Annotated in this window: 27 protein-coding genes; 24 read left to right on the top strand and 3 right to left on the bottom strand. The window is 52.1% G+C overall.

The genetic code is table 11. From position 1 onward, the window contains the following. The first annotated feature begins 46 nt into the window (after positions 1-46). From C5523_RS18105 to C5523_RS18070, 8 genes are all read left to right on the top strand, one after another. A complete protein-coding gene (locus tag C5523_RS18105; RefSeq protein ID WP_223878725.1) occupies positions 47-1,033 on the top strand; it encodes a conserved phage C-terminal domain-containing protein in 987 nt (328 codons plus the stop codon). Then, a complete protein-coding gene (locus tag C5523_RS18100) occupies positions 1,030-1,476 on the top strand; it encodes an ANR family transcriptional regulator (protein WP_108701719.1) in 447 nt (148 codons plus the stop codon). The genes C5523_RS18105 and C5523_RS18100 overlap by 4 nt, the downstream gene beginning before the upstream one ends. Continuing rightward, positions 1,473-2,672, top strand: a complete 1,200-nt coding sequence (locus C5523_RS18095; protein WP_108701718.1) for a phage N-6-adenine-methyltransferase — start codon at positions 1,473-1,475, stop codon at positions 2,670-2,672. Before C5523_RS18100 ends, C5523_RS18095 begins: the two co-directional genes overlap by 4 nt. Next, complete coding sequence (locus C5523_RS18090; RefSeq protein ID WP_108701717.1) at positions 2,669-3,049, top strand: RusA family crossover junction endodeoxyribonuclease; 381 nt, start codon at positions 2,669-2,671, stop codon at positions 3,047-3,049. The genes C5523_RS18095 and C5523_RS18090 overlap by 4 nt, the downstream gene beginning before the upstream one ends. Next, the gene (locus tag C5523_RS18085) at positions 3,046-4,035 is read left to right on the top strand and encodes a DUF968 domain-containing protein (protein ID WP_108701716.1); all 990 of its coding nucleotides are present in this window, start codon (positions 3,046-3,048) and stop codon (positions 4,033-4,035) included. Before C5523_RS18090 ends, C5523_RS18085 begins: the two co-directional genes overlap by 4 nt. A gap of 16 nt (positions 4,036-4,051) precedes the next feature. Further along, positions 4,052-4,882 carry an antitermination protein gene (locus C5523_RS18080; RefSeq protein ID WP_108701715.1) on the top strand — a complete coding sequence of 277 codons (831 nt, stop codon included), beginning with the start codon at positions 4,052-4,054 and terminating at the stop codon, positions 4,880-4,882. Positions 4,883-5,068: 186 nt separating this feature from the next. Then, complete coding sequence (locus C5523_RS27800; protein ID WP_108701714.1) at positions 5,069-5,260, top strand: TrmB family transcriptional regulator; 192 nt, start codon at positions 5,069-5,071, stop codon at positions 5,258-5,260. A 150-nt stretch (positions 5,261-5,410) separates the two neighbouring features. Beyond that, entirely contained in the window at positions 5,411-6,463 is a 1,053-nt protein-coding gene (locus tag C5523_RS18070) for a site-specific DNA-methyltransferase (RefSeq protein WP_108701713.1), read from the top strand. A 366-nt stretch (positions 6,464-6,829) separates the two neighbouring features. Here C5523_RS18070 and C5523_RS18065 read toward each other — a convergent pair whose 3' ends face one another. Both C5523_RS18065 and C5523_RS18060 read right to left on the bottom strand, forming a co-directional pair. After that, positions 6,830-7,093 carry a hypothetical protein gene (locus tag C5523_RS18065; RefSeq protein ID WP_108701712.1) on the bottom strand — a complete coding sequence of 88 codons (264 nt, stop codon included), beginning with the start codon at positions 7,091-7,093 and terminating at the stop codon, positions 6,830-6,832. A gap of 558 nt (positions 7,094-7,651) precedes the next feature. After that, positions 7,652-7,849 carry a hypothetical protein gene (locus C5523_RS18060; protein WP_108701711.1) on the bottom strand — a complete coding sequence of 66 codons (198 nt, stop codon included), beginning with the start codon at positions 7,847-7,849 and terminating at the stop codon, positions 7,652-7,654. A gap of 171 nt (positions 7,850-8,020) precedes the next feature. Here C5523_RS18060 and C5523_RS18055 point away from each other — a divergent pair, with 171 nt between their 5' ends. The 4 genes from C5523_RS18055 to C5523_RS18040 are packed head-to-tail and all read left to right on the top strand — an operon-like array spanning position 8,021 to position 9,481. Beyond that, a complete protein-coding gene (locus tag C5523_RS18055) occupies positions 8,021-8,326 on the top strand; it encodes a hypothetical protein (protein WP_108701710.1) in 306 nt (101 codons plus the stop codon). A gap of 5 nt (positions 8,327-8,331) precedes the next feature. After that, positions 8,332-8,811, top strand: coding sequence for a lysozyme (locus tag C5523_RS18050; protein ID WP_108702354.1), 480 nt, complete (start codon positions 8,332-8,334; stop codon positions 8,809-8,811). Next, complete coding sequence (locus C5523_RS27915; protein WP_108701709.1) at positions 8,808-9,269, top strand: lysis protein; 462 nt, start codon at positions 8,808-8,810, stop codon at positions 9,267-9,269. The genes C5523_RS18050 and C5523_RS27915 overlap by 4 nt, the downstream gene beginning before the upstream one ends. A 14-nt stretch (positions 9,270-9,283) precedes the next feature. After that, entirely contained in the window at positions 9,284-9,481 is a 198-nt protein-coding gene (locus tag C5523_RS18040) for a hypothetical protein (protein ID WP_108701708.1), read from the top strand. A gap of 41 nt (positions 9,482-9,522) precedes the next feature. On the opposite strand, the gene C5523_RS27495 is transcribed toward C5523_RS18040, so the two are convergent. Then, a complete protein-coding gene (locus C5523_RS27495; protein ID WP_172960906.1) occupies positions 9,523-9,687 on the bottom strand; it encodes a hypothetical protein in 165 nt (54 codons plus the stop codon). A gap of 181 nt (positions 9,688-9,868) precedes the next feature. Here C5523_RS27495 and C5523_RS18035 point away from each other — a divergent pair, with 181 nt between their 5' ends. The 12 genes from C5523_RS18035 to C5523_RS17985 all read left to right on the top strand — a co-directional run bounded on the left by C5523_RS18035 (position 9,869) and on the right by C5523_RS17985 (position 17,543). Continuing rightward, positions 9,869-10,102: a hypothetical protein gene (locus C5523_RS18035; protein ID WP_108701707.1), complete on the top strand. Its 234-nt coding sequence runs from the start codon at positions 9,869-9,871 to the stop codon at positions 10,100-10,102. After that, complete coding sequence (locus C5523_RS18030) at positions 10,090-10,431, top strand: HNH endonuclease (protein WP_108701706.1); 342 nt, start codon at positions 10,090-10,092, stop codon at positions 10,429-10,431. Before C5523_RS18035 ends, C5523_RS18030 begins: the two co-directional genes overlap by 13 nt. 146 nt (positions 10,432-10,577) lie before the next feature. Beyond that, entirely contained in the window at positions 10,578-11,051 is a 474-nt protein-coding gene (locus tag C5523_RS18025) for a phage terminase small subunit P27 family (RefSeq protein WP_108701705.1), read from the top strand. Beyond that, positions 11,051-12,808 carry a terminase large subunit gene (locus tag C5523_RS18020; RefSeq protein WP_108701704.1) on the top strand — a complete coding sequence of 586 codons (1,758 nt, stop codon included), beginning with the start codon at positions 11,051-11,053 and terminating at the stop codon, positions 12,806-12,808. Before C5523_RS18025 ends, C5523_RS18020 begins: the two co-directional genes overlap by 1 nt. Further along, positions 12,805-12,966 carry a hypothetical protein gene (locus C5523_RS27490; RefSeq protein ID WP_165158537.1) on the top strand — a complete coding sequence of 54 codons (162 nt, stop codon included), beginning with the start codon at positions 12,805-12,807 and terminating at the stop codon, positions 12,964-12,966. Before C5523_RS18020 ends, C5523_RS27490 begins: the two co-directional genes overlap by 4 nt. Next, the gene (locus tag C5523_RS18015) at positions 12,956-14,182 is read left to right on the top strand and encodes a phage portal protein (protein WP_108701703.1); all 1,227 of its coding nucleotides are present in this window, start codon (positions 12,956-12,958) and stop codon (positions 14,180-14,182) included. Before C5523_RS27490 ends, C5523_RS18015 begins: the two co-directional genes overlap by 11 nt. Then, a complete protein-coding gene (locus C5523_RS18010) occupies positions 14,175-14,774 on the top strand; it encodes an HK97 family phage prohead protease (RefSeq protein ID WP_071196294.1) in 600 nt (199 codons plus the stop codon). Before C5523_RS18015 ends, C5523_RS18010 begins: the two co-directional genes overlap by 8 nt. 12 nt (positions 14,775-14,786) lie before the next feature. Further along, on the top strand, positions 14,787-16,013 hold the full coding sequence (locus C5523_RS18005) for a phage major capsid protein (protein ID WP_107224318.1): 1,227 nt from the start codon (positions 14,787-14,789) through the stop codon (positions 16,011-16,013). Positions 16,014-16,090: 77 nt separating this feature from the next. Next, positions 16,091-16,408 (top strand): head-tail connector protein, encoded by a 318-nt coding sequence (locus tag C5523_RS18000; RefSeq protein ID WP_108701702.1) that lies wholly within the window; start codon positions 16,091-16,093, stop codon positions 16,406-16,408. Between the two features lie 9 nt (positions 16,409-16,417). Beyond that, positions 16,418-16,756, top strand: a complete 339-nt coding sequence (locus tag C5523_RS17995) for a phage head closure protein (RefSeq protein ID WP_108701701.1) — start codon at positions 16,418-16,420, stop codon at positions 16,754-16,756. Beyond that, the gene (locus tag C5523_RS17990) at positions 16,753-17,199 is read left to right on the top strand and encodes an HK97-gp10 family putative phage morphogenesis protein (RefSeq protein WP_108701700.1); all 447 of its coding nucleotides are present in this window, start codon (positions 16,753-16,755) and stop codon (positions 17,197-17,199) included. Before C5523_RS17995 ends, C5523_RS17990 begins: the two co-directional genes overlap by 4 nt. Beyond that, positions 17,196-17,543 carry a DUF3168 domain-containing protein gene (locus C5523_RS17985; RefSeq protein ID WP_108701699.1) on the top strand — a complete coding sequence of 116 codons (348 nt, stop codon included), beginning with the start codon at positions 17,196-17,198 and terminating at the stop codon, positions 17,541-17,543. The genes C5523_RS17990 and C5523_RS17985 overlap by 4 nt, the downstream gene beginning before the upstream one ends. The last annotated feature ends 27 nt before the right edge of the window (positions 17,544-17,570 follow it).

The following is a 17,570-nucleotide window of genomic DNA, read 5'->3' as shown; positions in this document are numbered from 1 at the left end:
TAGCTATGGGGTTCACTGGCAAGCATCTATTGCAGGGAGGCCGGGATTGAGCACCATAATTCAACTACTTGATCGCCCAATTGCGTATAACCCCGCCTTTGCCAAGCTTAAGGTCGGGAAGGTCAAGGCTGGTCCGGTTGCGGCGGTATTTCTCTCCCAGATGGTTTACTGGCACAACCGTATGGATGGCGGCTGGATGTACAAAACCCAAGCCAATATAACAAGTGAGACCGCTCTGACCCGCGACGAGCAGGAGACTGCGCGTAAGCGTCTTATTGCGCTCGGTGTACTTGAGGAGGACCTTCGCGGTGTGCCTGCAACCATGCATTACCGCATCAACACAGAGCGGCTTGAAGCCCTGCTGGTAGAGACAACAAAGCCCGCGAAGAAGGTTAGCCAGGATAAAACCAGAATGCGGAGTATCCAGAATGTGGAAACACCGCAATCTGGATTGGTGCAATCCCGCAAACAAGAATGTGGCAATACCGCAAACAAGAATGTGGAAGCGCCGCAAACAAGAATGGTGGAACCCCACGAACAAGCCAGTGGGAATCCCACAAACTTTCATACAGGAGATTACACAGAGAATACTCAGGAGATTACACAGGATATAAAACCCTCTTGTCCGGTTGCTGCGCAACCCGACGAGCAGTCCGATCCTGCCGCTCAGGTTCTTGAGCATTTCAATCGGGTAACTAACTCGTCATACGGCAGGGGCGGTCGCACCAAAACTACCCTCGGTTACATCCGTGGTCGTCTGGCCGACAACTACAGCGCCGAAGACCTCATGCTGGTGGTTGATTACCTCACGGCTAAGTGGGCCGATGACTCGAAGATGAGTGACTACCTGCGCCCCAGCACGCTCTTTGGTCCAGAAAACTGCGTCGAGTATTTCGAGAAGGCCAGCAAATGGCACGCCAGCGGCAGGCCGAAATGCGTCAAGGGGCGATGGGTCAAAGACGACGCGGCATTCAAGTCAACCCACAGCCAGGTTGATTACTCACTCCCTGATAACGCGGGGTTCCGCTCATGAGCCTGGTTGCTGAAATTCTGGAATATATCAAAACGGCCCCTGGCTCCAGCGCTGCTGAAATTTGTGACGCGTTTCCCCAGTATCCGCGCCCAGCCGTTCAGCGTGCTGCATATCGCCTGTACGACGCCGGATACACAACACGCAGCGGAGAGAAGAACAAATTTCTATACGCGTTCAATGAGTCCCGTATCGAATCAGACGTTAAGCCGTTGCAGGAGACACGCCACGCTAAAGCGCTAATCAAGCAGGCCGGGGAACTGGAGCAAAAGGGGCTCTACCTGCGTGCCGCAACGGTATGGGCAGAGGCTTTTGATGCGTCACAGAGCATCACCGAGCGGGAGCAGTGTCTACGCCGCAAACGGAAGTGCCTGACCTGGGGCACCAGAGCGAGAAGCTCTGAGCGGTTTTATGATTTGGCTGGCCGATTCAATGGTGACTTATGACTAATAAATACACTCAGGCACTGAATGAACTTCGTGGCAAAGCCTCTCATGAGCTTAAAGAGATTGGCGATCAGTGGTGTACCCCCGACAATATCTTTTGGGGTATTAACGCCATGTTTGGCCCATTAGTGCTTGATCTGTTCACGGATGGGGAGAATTCAAAATGCCCTGATTTCTATACAGCAGAAGACAACGCACTGACGCATGACTGGTCAGAGCGCCTGGCTGAACTGAACGGAGCGGCATTTGCTAACCCACCATACAGCCGCGCAATGCAGCATGACGATGTGTATATCACCGGGATGCGCCACATTGTCGATCACACCATGGCGATGCGGGAAAAGGGCGGACGTTATGTCATCCTGATCAAAGCCGCGACAAGTGAGGTCTGGTGGCCTGAAAACGCTGATCACATCGCATTCATACGCGGTCGCATTGGTTTTGATGTGCCGAAATGGTTTATTCCAAAGGATGAAAAGCAGGTACCAAGCGGCGCGTTCTTTGCAGGTGCTGTCGCTGTGTTCGATAAAAACTGGAATGGCCCCGCAACCAGTTATATCAGCCGTAAGGATCTGGAAGCGCGTGGTGATGCATTCATGGCACAAATTCGCCGTGAAGCATTACGAATGCTACCCCAAATCCAACAACAAAATATTCCAGAAATTATTCCGAAACCAATCGTCAAAGAAGCCTTAGCTGAAAACGTTCCTTTGCCTGTAGCTCGCGTTGAGAGTGAGTTACCACTGACACAAGAAGACATCCTAAGCAGAAGCGGTGTAGAGACATGGGCATGTGTACGCGCTGCGTTCGGGAACAAGGATGAGTATTCATTCAATGAATCAAAGTTCGCGCACACCTGGGCCGCTGACACGGTATCAAAGCCGACAGTTGTGACGGTAACGGCAGATACAATTTTAGTCGCAGAATCATTGATAGCTGCGAAAAGACTTGAGATTGCGGTAAGTGACTGGCTGAACAAACTATCCTTGGCAGACTCATCTGTTCGCGATGATCTGCAAGAACGGTTAGTAAGAGCGGGAATTGAAGCCGTAACGGAACACGGGATGACAACCCCGGCATTCATCAGCGCCCTGGGGTCATTGCCTGAGACGAGCCGCGAAAACATTCGCCTGATCCGCACCCATATTCGTGAGTATGCGTCCACTCTAACTCAGGCTGGCGAGGTACATGCATGAAGCTAACCCTGCCATTCCCACCGAGCGTAAACACCTACTGGCGCGCTCCGAACAAAGGGTCATTGAAAGGCAGGCACATGATCAGTGAAGCAGGTAGGCGTTTCCAGAGTGACGCTTGCGCCGCAATCATTGAGCAACTTCGCCGACTGCCTAAACCGTCCAGCTCATTGTGTGCTGTGGAAATTCTGCTGTACCCGCCAGACAACCGCCGCCGGGACATCGACAACTATACCAAAGGGCTGTTTGATGCGCTGACACATGCCGGAGTTTGGGAAGACGACAGCCAGGTAAAGCGCATGCTCGTGGAGTGGGGGCCGGTAATCAGTGGTGGCAAGGTAGAAATAACAATTTCGGTCTATTCGGGGGTAACTGCGTGAGGGCATTACTCAAGCCGGTAGTCATTCCAGAACTGGGGCTGGTGGCGTTTCGCCCTGGCTCTCAGCTACTGCCTCATTTTCACCGGGGCCGCATGTTGATCGAGAATGAGCCAGAGCGTCTTGCTGATGTGCCCAGCGGAGAAATCCCACCAGCAGAGCAGCCGCTGGCAGAAGACCCGGCATTACATTCGGTATTTGTTAACGAGGCTGTGTTACGTCGTGCTGGTGGCCTTTCTGGGCTTGAGGACTGGTTGCTTCGTGAAAACTCCTGTCAGTGGCCGCATGAATCCTGGCACGCTGAAAACATTACAACCATGCGCCACGCCCCTGGCGTTATTCGTTTGTGCTGGCACTGTGACAACCTGCTACGTAACCAGCATTCCAGCGCCATGGAAGTCATCGCGCTGGCGAACTGTGCCGCATACATCCTCACAGCGGTTCGCCGCGAGCTGGGGTTCGATGACACCCATTCACTGACACTGCCCGAGCTTTGCTGGTGGCTGGCCCGCAATGGCCTGGCTGATGCGATACCGGAAACCGCAGCGCGTCAGGTGCTGCGTTTGCCTAAACCCGTCATTCAGTCAGTAACCAGAGAGGCCGACATTGTGCCAACGCGCGGACCCTCTGAGATTGTGCAGGAAACAGCAAAGCGTGTGCTGGCGCTAAAGGTGGACCCTGAGACGCCGGAATCCTTCATGCTGCGCCCGAAGCGCCGCCGCTGGGAAAACCCCACATACACCCGCTGGGTTAAAGCGCAGCAATGTGCATGCTGCAGTAACCCGGCAGACGACCCACACCACGTTATTGGACATGGACAAGGAGGGATGGGAACCAAAGCCCATGATTTATTCGTGTTGCCGCTGTGCAGAGCGCACCACGACGAACTTCATCGGGACCCTGTGGCTTTCGAAGCCAAATATGGCAGTCAGCTAACGCTGCTGTTTCGTTTTATAGACTACGCATTTGCCATTGGCGCGCTGGCGTAGTGGAGTGGAGACACGTATGGACCTGGATAATGTTGTTAAATTTTTCGCACCAAAGGGCATGCATATTTCCGATAGCGTTCGCGCTACGGCAACTGAGCAATTAACAGTAACTGATGTAATGGCTGCGCTGGGGATGACTCAGGCCGACGCGGGAATTGGTCTGGCAATGTACCTGGGCAAAGCTGGTGTGAGTAAGCAAGACAAAGAGGCGGCGATTGCCTGGCTCTCTGAGTACGCCAAAGAGTGCGCGCCTTTCACCGTTCGGCGGTTGTGCGGTAAAAAATTCCCGTTGTGTATGCTCATACTGGCTAAGTTTGCCTATAACGATTATGCATCCTCTGCTGCTGACTCTTATGACTGCCCGACGTGCCACGGTAAACGCCTGGTGGAAAAGGCCAGTGTGGTTACAAAGAGCCACTACACAATGCGCCTGCCTCAGTGGGCTAAAGACCTTGGGCAATCCCCCTCTGATTTTGTGAAAACCCGCGAAGTCAAAAGCGTTGAGCATGTCCTCTGCAGCAAGTGTCATGGAACCGGGAAGATTAGTAAGCGCTGCCAGTGTGGTGGAACGGGTAAAACCCTTGATCGCAAAGCGACAGAGTTTCAGGGGGTGCCCGTGTACAAAGAATGCAAGCGATGCGAGGGGAGAGGCTACAGCCGCCCGAAATCGTCTGTGGCTTACCGTGGCATTTTCTCTGAGTTGCCAAGCCTCCCTGATCGCACCTGGCGCTATAGCTGGAAACCGTTCTATGAAAAGCTGGTGTCAAAATGCTTTCAGGAAGAGAGCTATTCAAACTCTCAACTTAAGCGCGTTACAGGAAACGATAATTTAATGAATATCGCGTAATTTAGCTGCACGATGCTTGCAATGTTGCCGTTTTTGTGTATATTTGACATCAATGATGGGCATTGTATGTTCAGAGTAAAGAAACCCGCCACCGAGCGGGTTTTTTATTGCCCTCGCAAAGACCTCTTGCTGTCCTGAACAACCAGAGTTATCTCTATGCAACGTTGAGTTGAAGAGGTAAAAAAGGTGCTAAATCAGAAAGATATGACGGTTGATGCGAGGGCGGTATTCAAAGAGTTAGGGGTGAAACCACTGACCGCAGGTGAGATGGCACAAATAACACACCTTAGCCGGGAACGCTGTCAGTTAATTCTCACTCAGTTGGTTTTGGCTGGGCTGTCAGATTATCAATTTGGATGTTACAAACGCCTCCAGTAATGGGGGTATTCCTGCTGTGGAAATGGGCGGCTGGTGGGTGTTGTAGCACCACACCAGCCATTCGCTCATGGTTGAGATCACAAGCGAACCCTGGCCCACTGCTTTAGCGCAAAAGCATAGTGAGCCTACCAGAGTTAAGCTTACTGATCTATGAAAAACACTGTAAATATATCCAGTTCTGTTTTGTATAACGGCGATTGCCTGGACTTTATTGCCACCCTTCCTGACAACTCTGTCGATCTGATCGTCACCGACCCACCTTATTTTAAAGTGAAGCCACAGGGCTGGGACCATCAGTGGTCGGGCGATTCTGACTACTTGGCATGGCTTGATAAGTGTTTGGCTGAGTTCTGGAGGGTGTTGAAACCTGCTGGCAGTATTTATTTGTTTTGCGGCCATCGACTGGCAGCAGACACTGAGTTGTTAATGCGCTCGCGTTTTAACCTTCTCAACCACATTATCTGGGCAAAACCATCTGGCCGCTGGAATGGTTGTAACAAGGAAAGCCTGCGAGCGTACTTTCCTGCCACTGAGAGAATATTATTTGCTGAGCACTTACAGGGGCCATGCAAACCCAAAAGTACGGGTTATGACAAACAGTTAGCAGCCATGAAACAGCAAGTGATGTCACCGCTGATCGAATACTTTCAGCAGGCCCGGCAATCGCTTGGGATAACGGCGCAGCAAATAGCGGAGGCCACTGGAAAGAAAAGCATGGCATCCCACTGGTTTAGTAACAGCCAGTGGCAATTACCCAGTGAATCTGATTATGCAAAACTCCAGGCGCTATTCGCCGAGGTTGCAGAGCAAAAAAATGAGGACGTGAAATTGCCTTCATCACATAGCGCTTTGTCTGCCTCATACGCTGAATTAAGCCGGGAGTACGAAAGTCTCCGTCAGGAGTTTCAAGAGCTGCGCCGCTTCTTTTCCGTCACCGCTTTTGTGCCTTACACGGACGTATGGACTCACAAGCCGGTACAATATTACCCCGGCAAACACCCATGCGAAAAACCCGCTGAAATGCTGGAGCAAATCATCCTCGCCAGCAGCAAACCTGGCGAAGTCGTTGCAGATTTTTTCATGGGTTCAGGTTCAACAATAAAGCAGGCGCTAAAGCACGGGAGAAATGCAATAGGAGTTGAAATCGAAGCCGACAGGTTTAACCAGACTGTGTCAGAAATACGTGCTATTTATGACGAATGAAATTTGATGACATGGAAGGCTTGCTTCCGATGACCTTTTCGTATTCAAGCGGCTCATTACCAAACTAACGTGCGATTGTACAGAGGATGCTTTCTTTGTGCGCCTTGATGTTTCTTTTTCTGGTTTCGTTGTGATGGCTCCGGTGACCGAAACCAAAAGCTTGACGTTATGTGAATGAAAAAATTACATTATTCAAGCGGTGAATCCCCCTGTGCGGCGGGGCATTACTGGTGAGTTTATATATGCATACGCATGCGGAACGTTGTGACCAGTTGACGTTTCACCGGGAGGCACCCGGCACCACATATAAAAATAAGTTGTGCGAAAAGTCGCTTGAGCCTGTACTTCTCCGTGCAGGCTTTTTTTTCAAAGATTCTGCATTCGGGTAAAAATGTAAGTGCCTTCTTTATCTGAATCCGTTACTAAATTTTCACTTTGACAGATTACCAGCCTTAGCGCGCTGGTAAGTTCTTCAAAATCGCTCTCATCCCAACAACCAACGCAATTAAGAGCTACAGTGTCTGTATCTGGTGTATCAGTCCAGATTTCGTAATCCACCTTAAGGCTTTTTAAAAGGTACTCTTTTCTTTGAATTACACCTTTAGGGAAAACAAAAATCACATCCGCCATGACTACCTCCTGTAATATTAACGGATAACTATCGGCGTTTTGTCCATAAACTTTAGAGTAATTAATGAGTTGGGTTCTAACCTCACATGGACACAAGAAGATTCATACGTAGTGAATCGGATTCCACACCAAGCCAATATCATTTATGTTCGCTACCTTCCAGCCAGACATAATTAACCTGAAAATCCCATCAAATACACGGCACTTCCTAAACACGATGGAGTATGTATCGAATGGACAAAATCACCACTTGTGTGAGCTACGGTTTTAACAAAGAGAAGGAATGGGGTTGTGTGCAGGAGTTATTGTAAAAGTCATCATAATGCAAGTGCAAACAGCAAAAACTTGACGTTATGTGACTGAAAAAATTGAATTATCAGCGTGGTGAATCCCCCTGTGCGGCGGGGCGTTACAGGCGGTCCTTGAGTTTATATGCATGCGGAACGTTGCAGCCAGTCGACGTTTCACCGGGAGGCACCCGGCACCGAAAACAAAAATGCTTTACCTGATTCAGGCCTGTTCGTCCGAGCAGGCTTTTTTTTTGCTTTGCTGTGCTGTTTATGAATACGAATCCTTCACTATCCTTAGTGCGGATTCATAGAGCAAAACGTCTTCTACCAACGCACTGTTTTCATAAATATCCAGATACTTCTGGGTCAGACGTTCAATCAGCAATTCTTTGGTTATTTGTTGTTCTGATCCTGACAGGAGGATGTCAAAGACAGCCCTCCCGATAACCCAGTCTTCATCTCTCATGACACACCCGGTTTTTGTTATAAGCATCACATTACTATCCCAAATATCTGACGGAATTGCTTCGATTTAAATCACTTACTCACTTAGAAATTCAGATGAGATGGCTCTGCTGCTCATTTCTGAACCTTCTCTATTATGCACAGCACCCGCTAACCAGCGAGGTGAGAGACCATGAAAATGAATGACCAACCCGGAAATATTGTCACGCAATTTTTCGCGTGGCTGGCAACAATTGCCGCTGGCTTAGGACTGGCGACACAGGATGTTGTGTACATGGCCTTTGGCCTGATTGGTGTTGTTATTTCTCTTGCGTCATACGTGAACGGTCGGATTGATGCGCGCTGCCGACGTAAAGAGGACGAAAAGCGGACCCAGATGCTCAGTAGTTATCTCGATGAGGTGAAAGACAAGCCTCACAGCGAACGTCCGGCGACGGTTCAGGTTGCAGTCTCCGCTCTGGAAAAGGTGGGTGAATAATGGCGATGTCTCCGGTGTTACGAAATAAATTACTGGCAATGGCTGGTGCTGGTTCTCTGGCAATTGCCGGGACGATGATCCCCGATCTGGAGGGGGTGAAATACGCACCTTATTACGATGTTGCTGGCGTACTGACCGTCTGCTACGGGCACACTGGTCCCGATATCAAGCCGGGTAAAAAGTATAGTGATGCTGAATGCCGCGCGCTGTTGCAAAAAGACCTGGTACCTTTTTCTCGTACTGTTGACCGCTCCGTTAAAGTCCCGGCTAGTGAATACCAGAAAGCAGCGCTTATCACGTTTAGCTACAACGTTGGCGTAACGGCGTTTGAGCGTTCCGCTGTTCTGCGTCACCTGAACGCCGGGAACTACCAGGCGGCCTGCGATGGCCTGCGTCAGTGGATTTATGCTGGTGGTCGTAAATGGCAGGGGTTAATCAATCGCCGTGAAGTTGAGCGTGAGGTTTGTACATGGGGCCAGAAATGAGCCGCGTAACCGCCATTATTGCAACTGCCATCATCCTGCTGATTTTCTCGCTGGGATGGGGTGTTAATCATTACCGCGACAATGCACTGAACTACAAAGAGCAGCGCGATAAGGCAACCAGCGCGCTGACTCTGGCGAACGACACCATTAACGATATGACAGCGCGCCAACGTGAAGTTGCCACGCTCGATGCGAAATACACCGGAGAACTCGCAGATGCTAAAAAGCAGCTTGAAGACCTGCAGCGTTGCGTTAGCACTGGTAAGTGTGGGTTGCGCGTCAACGCAACCTGTCCAAAGAACGGAACGGCCAGCGCCCCCGGCATGGATGATGCAACCGGCCCCCGACTTACTGACACCGCTGAACGGGATTATTTCACCCTCAGAGAGCGAATCGAAACAGTCACCAAACAACTGACAGGCCTGCAGGCGTATGTTCGTGAGCAGTGCCTTAGATAACCGGAGAGGAAAGTATGACGGTAGTACTTACAGCGAAACAGATTGAAGAACTGGCAACCTTTGCTAAAGAAGATGGTCAGCCTCAATACACCATCACCACTGCAACAATCCCGGAGTTTGAATCCGATGATGGTGAAATTATCCCGGAATACACAGGTCTGATCGCCTACTCCGATTCATTGGAACATGGTGTACTGCAGCTCGACGATTAGCCATTACAGCAGGCACTCATTGAATACCTGCTGTAAATTCATCATTCCTTCTTGAGGCCTTTTTCAATGGCTAGATGCATAAGGTCGTCATATACACGGTCGAAAAAGGAAATGGCGGCGTTGTAACCGCCAGTTTTGGTAGATAGAGCAGAAATAATTTCTACCGTTTCAGAAAACACAAATTTCTTTAACTCATCTTCATTCATATAGAAATCTCCATTTCAGATATATGGCTTTAGCTTTACCACAATTTTTAAGTTTCATCGATCACATTCATTGCGCCTCGCACGCGCAGCCTAACGATAACTTTCAGTCGTGAGCCTGGGGCATTCCGTTTTATCGGGCGGTCTTCCCTTGCGAAAGGCTCACACCCAAAAGGAAACCATTATGCGTGTAACCGTTCTTGATGATGATCCGGGTGAACGAATCATACCCGGCCGCGAACGTATCACCGTCTATCTCGACGGTGTAATGGTGTCCCGCTGCTTCACTGCTGATGATGTCAAAGGTGAGGTGGTTGTTGCGGAAGCTGACGGCCATGGACGTGTTCTGTCGGTAAACGGTGAAGTTAAGCGGAGAATCCGTCATGGTCAGGTAAGGATTGAACGATGCCCGCGCTAATACCAAGAGCGTGCCGAAAGCGTGGATGTCCAGGTACTACTACTGACCGCTCTGGCTACTGCGAACAACACCGCAACGAAGGCTGGGAACAGCACCAGCAGGGCAAGAGCCGTCATCAGCGCGGATATGGCAATAAGTGGGAGATTCGCCGCGCTCGCATCCTAAGCCGTGATCACCACTTATGCCAGTCATGCCTCAAAGAGGGGCGCGCCGTACCCGCCGTGACCGTCGATCACATCAAGCCTAAGGCTCAAGGGGGTACCGATGATGATGCCAACCTGCAAAGCCTGTGCTGGCCGTGCCACCGACACAAAACAGCGACCGAGTGAGAGCGATTCTCATCAATGCAGGGGGGGGATCAAATCCCTGCAGCCGCGTGGCCTGCGGACCGACGCCTGACCTTTCTTCACATCGCCGCAGGTTACGAAACTTTTTTTGGGGATCCCCAGCCGATCATTAATAGGAGTTTTCGATTATGTCTGGACCACCGAAAACCCCGAGCCATCTGCGTTTGGTGAGGGGTAACCCATCCAAGCGCCCGATCAACAAAGATGAGCCAAAACCCCCAAAAGGGGTTCCCCCAACTCCGAAGCATTTCGATAAACAGGCGAAGTACTGGTTTAAGAGAATGGCTGAGGAACTGGATGCTGTCGGCGTCATTTCTCAACTGGACGCACGGGCGCTTGAACTGCTTGTGGAGGCATACACCGAATACCGCCACCACTGCGACACACTGGAGATCGAGGGATATACGTACCGGACTGAAACGCAAACTGGAGATGTGCTAATTAAGGCTCATCCGGCGGCAATTATGAAAGCGGACGCATGGAAACGGCTCCGCGCCATGCTTGCTGAGTTTGGTATGACCCCCGCCAGCCGTTCAAAAGTCAGCATTAATAAGCCTGATGCGGTTGACCCGCTGGCAGAGTTCATGAAAGCGAGGGATTAATGGCTAAGGTTGCAGAAGGCATACGCTACGCCGAACGGGTTGTAGCGCGGGAAATTGTTGCCTGTGAATATGTGCGCCTGGCCTGCCAGCGTTTTCTTGATGATCTGGCGCACGGTGAGGAGCGGGGCATTTTTTTCAGCGAGGCGCGCGCGCAGCACATCCTCAATTTTTATAAATTTGTGCCTCACGTTAAGGGGGCACTGGCAGGCCAGCCGATAGAATTAATGGACTGGCATGTTTTCATTCTGATTAACATCTTCGGCTTTGTTATTCCCCTGGTGAATGAAGCGACCGGGGAAGTGGTTCTGCGTAACGATGGCAGCGGACGCCCGGTAATGGTTCGCCGCTTCCGGACCGCTTATAACGAAGTGGCCCGAAAAAACGCAAAATCTACGCTTTCCTCTGGTGTTGGCCTCTATATGACCGGGGCTGATGGCGAAGGGGGCGCAGAGGTCTATTCAGCAGCGACCACCCGCGATCAGGCTCGTATTGTTTTCGAAGACGCCAAAAACATGGTGAAAAAGGCGAAAGCGACACTGGGCCGACTGTTCGAATTCAATAAGCTGGCGATTTACCAGGAGCAAAGCTCATCCAAGTTTGAACCGTTATCGTCTGACGCCAACAATCTCGACGGCCTGAATATTCACTGCGGCATTGTCGATGAGTTGCACGCACACAAAACGCGTGATGTGTGGGACGTTCTGGAGACAGCAACAGGTGCGCGCCTGCAGTCGCTTTTGTTTGGCATCACAACCGCCGGATTTAATAAAGAGGGCATCTTTTACGAGCTGCGCGACTACGCCATAAAGGTTCTGCAGGGCTACAACAGCAAGGTTGAAGGTGCTGTTAAAGATGACAGCTTTTTTGCCATCATTTTCACCCTTGATAAAGGCGATGATCCGTTTGATGAAACGGTCTGGCAAAAAGCCAATCCCGGCCTGGGTATCTGTAAACGGTGGGATGATCTGCGCCGCCTGGCGAAAAAAGCGAAAGAGCAGGTTTCCGCGCGCGTTAATTTCTTCACAAAGCATATGAATATCTGGGTGACCGCTGAATCAGCCTGGATGGACATGATGAAGTGGGAGGCTTGTGAAGACATCGCGCCCGTGCATGAGCTGAAAACGTACCCGATGTGGGTTGGCGTGGATTTGGCCCATAAGATCGATATCTGCGCAGCCGCGAAGATATGGCGGGCCGATAACGGCCACCTGCATGCGGACTTTAAATTCTGGCTACCCGAAGGGCGTTTAGAAAAATGCTCTGAACAAATGGCGCAGATGTACCGGGGATGGGCCATGCTCGGAAAGTTAGAACTGACCGACGGTGACGTAATCGACCACCATCAGATTAAAGCTGATTTGCTTGACTGGATCGGTGGGCAAAGCCTGAAAGAGGTCGGTTTTGACCCCTGGAGTGCCACACAGTTCAGCCTGGCGCTGGCCGAAGAAGGGATCCCGCTGGTGGAGGTGCCTCAGACGGTTCGCAACTTCTCGGAAGCCATGAAAGAGGTGGAAGCGCTGGTGTACGGGGGAAGATTCCACCATTCCAATCATCCGGTGATGAACTGGATGATGTCGAACGTGACCGTTAAGCCTGACAAAAACGACAACATTTTCCCTAACAAGTCCACTCCGGAAGCAAAAATCGATGGCCCTGCAGCGCTGTTTACCGGGATGAGCCGCGTGCTTGTGAACGGCGGCGATGCTCCCGACTTCCTTTCCACTCTCGACCCGGATGACGACCTGCTAATCCTATGAAATCTCTGATTATCGATATTATCGGGCTGTCCGGTTTCGGGCTGCTCACGGGCGGGGTTTACCTGCAATTTGGGCTGGCCCCTGCGTTGATGTTTTCTGGTGGGTTGCTGCTTACAGGGGCGCTGCTGACAGCAAAAGGGGGCAAGCGTGTTACTTGATGCCATTTTCCGCAGTGAACCGCTCGAAAATCCCGCCACGCCGCTGACAGGTGAGACCGCTGACGCTGACAACAGCCTGGGGCGTGATATTTACGTCAGCCCGGTGACCGCCATGAAGCTGGCGGCGGTGTATTCCTGTATTTATGTGATCGCGTCCAATCTTGCGCAAATGCCGTTACACGTCATGCGAAAGAACGGAAATGCGGTTGCTCCGGCGCGCGACCATCCGGTGTTTTACCTGCTGCACGATGAGCCAAACATCTGGCAGACCAGCTATAAATGGCGCGAACTCACTCAGCGGCATGTGCTGGGCTGGGGGAATGGTTATGGCTGGGTGAAGCGCTCCCGTCGCGGGGAGGTTCAGTCGATTGAAAACCCGATGCCCTGGGAAACCACCTTACTGAATACCGGCGGTCGCTACACCTACGGGGTTTATAACGACGAGGGATCCTTTGCTATCAGTCCCGACGACATGATTCATGTTCGCGCACTGGGTAACAACCAGAAAATGGGCCTGTCACCGATCATGCAACACGCAGAAACCATCGGTATGGGGATGAGTGGTCAGCAGTACACCAGTTCATTTTTTAACGGCAACGCACGACCTGCCGGGATTATTTCCGTCAGAAACGACCTGAATGAAGAAAGCTGGTCGCGGCTGAAAAAGGTGTGGCAAAAAGCGGTAGCGGCTTTACGCAGCCAGGAAAACAAAACGATGTTGCTCCCGGCGCAACTGGATTACAAAGCGCTGACGGTTTCCCCGGTCGATGCACAGATCATCGACATGTCAAAGCTCAACCGCTCGCAGATTGCCGGGATCTTCAACGTCCCGGCGCACATGATTAACGACCTGGAAAAGGCCACGTTCAGCAACATCACCCAGCAGGCCATTCAGTTTGTCCGCTATACGATGATGCCGTGGGTGACTAACTGGGAGCAGGAGTTAAACCGACGCCTTTTTACCCGCGCCGAACGTGCCGCCGGGTATTACGTCCGCTTCAATCTTACGGGGCTGTTGCGCGGTACGCCGCAGGAGCGAGCCCAGTTCTACCACTTTGCCATCACCGATGGCTGGATGAGCCGTAATGAGGCGCGCGCCTTTGAGGATATGAACCCGGTTAACGGGCTGGATGAAATGCTGGTCAGCGTGAATGCCGCGAATCCTGCCAGCGATTTTAAACCCGATAAAACAACAGAGGATAAAACCGATGAATGACCGTGAATTACGGTGTTACAGCGGCGAGGTTCGGGCAGAACAGCAGAGCGATCAGCCCACGCGGATCATCGGTTACGGTTCCGTGTTCAATTCCCGTTCCGAGCCACTCTGGGGCTTTCGCGAAATCATCAAGCCCGGTGCGTTTGATGACGTTCTGACAAACGACGTACGCGGACTGTTTAACCATGACCCGAATTTCATTCTTGGGCGCAGCGCGGCGGGTACGCTATCGCTGAGCGTGGATGAGCGCGGCTTGCAATACAACATTCTGGCACCGGATACGCAAACCATTCGCGATCTGGTCATTGCGCCGATGGTACGGGGTGATATCAGCCAGTCTTCGTTTGCGTTCCAGGTGGCCCGTGATGGTGACGACTGGTACGAGGATGACGAAGGCATTGTTATCCGTGAAATCAGCAAGTTTTCCCGTCTGTACGATGTCTCGCCGGTGACGTATCCGGCCTATCAGGATGCTGATTCCGGCGTCCGCTCTATGAAAGCCTGGCAGGAGGCGCGCAACAGCGGTGCGCTAAAGAACGCCATTAACCAACGAATGGCGCGCGAGCGCCTGCTGACCCTTCTTAACGCGTAAGGAAATTATTCTATGGCACTTCATGAACTTAAACAGAAACGTAACACTATCGCAGCCGATATGCGCGCGCTCCACGAAAAGATTGGCGATACCGCCTGGACTGACGAGCAGCGCACGCAGTGGGGCGCGATGAAATCGGAGCTTGACGCGCTGGACGCCCAGATTGCTCGCGAAGAAGAACTTCGCCGCCAGGATCAGACTTATATTGAAGATCAGGAAGGAGAGCAGCGCCAGCAGCAGGGTAACCATGGCGATCCACAGCAACAGGCCAGTGAACGCCGGGCCGCCGCATTTAATGGCTTCCTGCGCCGTGGCGTGGCTGAACTGAGCGCAGAAGAACGTCAGGCATTGCGTGAACTGCGTGCGCAGGGCACCAGTCCTGATGAGCAGGGTGGTTATACCGTTCCGACCCAGTTCCAGAACCGTATTGTTGAATCCATGCGGGCCTATGGTGGCATTGCCAGTATTTCGCAAATCCTCACGACGGCCACCGGGCAGGATATCGCCTGGTCAACGTCCGACGGTACGACAGAAGAAGGTGAACTTCTTGCTGAAAATACCGCAGCCAGTGAGGGTGATACCACGTTCGGTACCGCCATTCTGGGTGCAAAAAAACTCTCCTCCAAAATTATCCGTGTTTCCAATGAACTGCTGCAGGATAGTGGCGTGGATATTGAAGCATTTCTTGCTTCACGCATTGCGTCCCGTATCGGACGCGGTGAGGCGAAATACCTTGTGCTGGGTACGGGGGCCGGTACGCCACTGCAGCCGAAGGGGCTGGCAGCATCAGTGACCAATACGGTCAGCACAGCAGCAGCCGCAACCTTTAAATGGACTGAGCTGAACTCCCTGAAACACGCCGTTGATCCGGCATATCGTAATGGTCCTAATGTGCGCTTCGCCTTTAATGACGCGACGCTGCAGGTGATTGAAGAAATGGTGGACGCGCAGAACCGTCCGCTGTGGTTGCCCAGCATCATCGGCGGCGCACCGGCTACGGTTCTCCAGACGCCATATGTTATCGACCCGGCCATTCCGAATGTTGCAGCGGGCGCCAAGTTCGCTTATTTCGGTGATTTTAACCGCTTCATCATTCGCCGCGTGTCGTATATGACCCTCAAACGCCTGGTGGAGCGTTACGCTGAGTATGACCAGACCGCATTCCTGGCCTTCCATCGCTTTGACTGTGTGCTGGAAGATACCGCAGCGATTAAAGCGCTTGCGGGTAAAGCCGCGTAATCGAACCCCGGTAAGACCTCCACCGCTTCGGCGGTTTTTTTATGCCCGCAGTTCGCTGCGGGCTAAGGGAAATCATCATGGTTCCTTCACTCGAACAACTGCGGATGCAGTGCCGCATTGATGACGACGACACATCAGGCGATGCCCTTTTAACGCTGATGGCTGCGGCGGCACGAAAGCGAGCGGAAAATTTTATCAACCGTAAGCTGTATGACGAGACATTACCTGAAACAGATCCTGACGGTCTGGTTATCAGCGAGGACATTTGCCTCGCGCTGATGCTGCTGGTGGGCCACTGGAATGAGAGCCGGGAAGAAGCTACCGAAGTGGCAAAGATGAGCATTCCCTACGGGTTCGCTTCGCTACTTGAGCCATATCGTTACATTCCGCTTTAAGGGGGCGACATGCAGGCAGGTCGAAACCGTCACCGTGTCACCATACAGAATTCAGTAACAGTCAGATCACCTTCGGGTCAGCCAAAACAGGACTGGCAGGACGGGAAAACCGTGTGGGCCGAGGTTAAGGGCATCAGCGGGCGCGAGCTGATGGCCTCCGGTGCGGAAAAAGCCGAAGCCACTGTGCGTGTGTGGATGCGGTATCGTCAGGATATTTCTGCAGCGTCTCGCCTCAAAGTGCTGACTGGTCCGTTTCGTGGGCAGTTACTTGAAGTATCTGGTCCGCCTGTCCCTGATGAACGAGCCACACGGCTGGAAATTCTCTGTAAGCAGGGGGTAAAAGCGTGATTGACCATAAACTGGATTTTTCTGGCCTGCTGGATATCTCCCACGATATGGAGTTGCTCAGCAAGGCGGAGAACAAAAAGGTTTTGCGTGACGGCACACGCGCAGCCGCAGAAGTGCTGAAAACGGCAATTGTTGAGCGTGCACCTGAACATACCGGGAAACTGAAACGGAACGTGGTCGTGGTCACGATGCGCGGTCGCCGGAATGCGATCACGTCTGGTGTCCATATCCGTGGCGTTAACCCCGAAACAGGAAACAGCGACAACACCATGAAAGCCAGCAACCGGCGCAACGTGTTTTACTGGCGTTTCGTTGAGTTAGGCACGTCGAACATGCCTGCACATCCATTTGTTCGGCCTGCGTTTGATACACGTCAGGAAGAGGCGACACTAGCGGCGATCGCCAGGATGAATAAGGCGATAGATGAGGTGTTGTCAAAATGACTGAGGCGACGATTTATGCGCTGATCGGTGCACTGGCAGACGGTCAGGTTTATCCGTACGTGGTTCCGCTGAATGCACAGGGGGAGCCTGCCGTCAGTCCACCCTGGGTTGTCTTCTCGCTGCCGACTGATGCAATGGCCGATGTGCTCTGCGGGCAGGCTGAATCCACTGTTTCGGTTCAGGTGGATGTGTATTCGCCCGATCTGGATGAGGCCCGCGAAATTCGTGATCAGGCACTTGCCAGCCTGTCCGTACTGGGGCTGGAAAACATCAATAAGTTTCCACTGTATGAACCGGAGACCCGTCTTCACCGCGCCTCGCTTGAGGCATCTGTGATTGTCTGACCCGTCACGCATCATCAATCCAATAAC

The sequence above is a fragment of the Phytobacter sp. SCO41 genome (assembly GCF_003073275.1).
Taxonomy (GTDB): domain Bacteria; phylum Pseudomonadota; class Gammaproteobacteria; order Enterobacterales; family Enterobacteriaceae; genus Phytobacter; species Phytobacter diazotrophicus.
Note: the sequence above shows the minus strand (reverse complement) of the source record. Positions and strands in the feature narration are given on the sequence as shown.

What these genes read in the sequence shown, in the direction of transcription:
- C5523_RS18100 (WP_108701719.1), top strand. Translation starts at nt 1,030, where the DNA reads ATGAGCCTGGTTGCTGAAATTCTGGAATATATCAAAACGGCCCCTGGC.
- C5523_RS18095 (WP_108701718.1), top strand. Translation starts at nt 1,473, where the DNA reads ATGACTAATAAATACACTCAGGCACTGAATGAACTTCGTGGCAAAGCC.
- C5523_RS18090 (WP_108701717.1), top strand. Translation starts at nt 2,669, where the DNA reads ATGAAGCTAACCCTGCCATTCCCACCGAGCGTAAACACCTACTGGCGC.
- C5523_RS18080 (WP_108701715.1), top strand. Translation starts at nt 4,052, where the DNA reads ATGGACCTGGATAATGTTGTTAAATTTTTCGCACCAAAGGGCATGCAT.
- C5523_RS18070 (WP_108701713.1), top strand. Translation starts at nt 5,411, where the DNA reads ATGAAAAACACTGTAAATATATCCAGTTCTGTTTTGTATAACGGCGAT.
- C5523_RS18065 (WP_108701712.1), bottom strand. Translation starts at nt 7,093, where the DNA reads ATGGCGGATGTGATTTTTGTTTTCCCTAAAGGTGTAATTCAAAGAAAA.
- C5523_RS18060 (WP_108701711.1), bottom strand. Translation starts at nt 7,849, where the DNA reads ATGAGAGATGAAGACTGGGTTATCGGGAGGGCTGTCTTTGACATCCTC.
- C5523_RS18055 (WP_108701710.1), top strand. Translation starts at nt 8,021, where the DNA reads ATGAAAATGAATGACCAACCCGGAAATATTGTCACGCAATTTTTCGCG.
- C5523_RS18050 (WP_108702354.1), top strand. Translation starts at nt 8,332, where the DNA reads ATGTCTCCGGTGTTACGAAATAAATTACTGGCAATGGCTGGTGCTGGT.
- C5523_RS27915 (WP_108701709.1), top strand. Translation starts at nt 8,808, where the DNA reads ATGAGCCGCGTAACCGCCATTATTGCAACTGCCATCATCCTGCTGATT.
- C5523_RS18040 (WP_108701708.1), top strand. Translation starts at nt 9,284, where the DNA reads ATGACGGTAGTACTTACAGCGAAACAGATTGAAGAACTGGCAACCTTT.
- C5523_RS27495 (WP_172960906.1), bottom strand. Translation starts at nt 9,687, where the DNA reads ATGAATGAAGATGAGTTAAAGAAATTTGTGTTTTCTGAAACGGTAGAA.
- C5523_RS18035 (WP_108701707.1), top strand. Translation starts at nt 9,869, where the DNA reads ATGCGTGTAACCGTTCTTGATGATGATCCGGGTGAACGAATCATACCC.
- C5523_RS18030 (WP_108701706.1), top strand. Translation starts at nt 10,090, where the DNA reads ATGCCCGCGCTAATACCAAGAGCGTGCCGAAAGCGTGGATGTCCAGGT.
- C5523_RS18025 (WP_108701705.1), top strand. Translation starts at nt 10,578, where the DNA reads ATGTCTGGACCACCGAAAACCCCGAGCCATCTGCGTTTGGTGAGGGGT.
- C5523_RS18020 (WP_108701704.1), top strand. Translation starts at nt 11,051, where the DNA reads ATGGCTAAGGTTGCAGAAGGCATACGCTACGCCGAACGGGTTGTAGCG.
- C5523_RS27490 (WP_165158537.1), top strand. Translation starts at nt 12,805, where the DNA reads ATGAAATCTCTGATTATCGATATTATCGGGCTGTCCGGTTTCGGGCTG.
- C5523_RS18010 (WP_071196294.1), top strand. Translation starts at nt 14,175, where the DNA reads ATGAATGACCGTGAATTACGGTGTTACAGCGGCGAGGTTCGGGCAGAA.
- C5523_RS18005 (WP_107224318.1), top strand. Translation starts at nt 14,787, where the DNA reads ATGGCACTTCATGAACTTAAACAGAAACGTAACACTATCGCAGCCGAT.
- C5523_RS18000 (WP_108701702.1), top strand. Translation starts at nt 16,091, where the DNA reads ATGGTTCCTTCACTCGAACAACTGCGGATGCAGTGCCGCATTGATGAC.
- C5523_RS17995 (WP_108701701.1), top strand. Translation starts at nt 16,418, where the DNA reads ATGCAGGCAGGTCGAAACCGTCACCGTGTCACCATACAGAATTCAGTA.
- C5523_RS17985 (WP_108701699.1), top strand. Translation starts at nt 17,196, where the DNA reads ATGACTGAGGCGACGATTTATGCGCTGATCGGTGCACTGGCAGACGGT.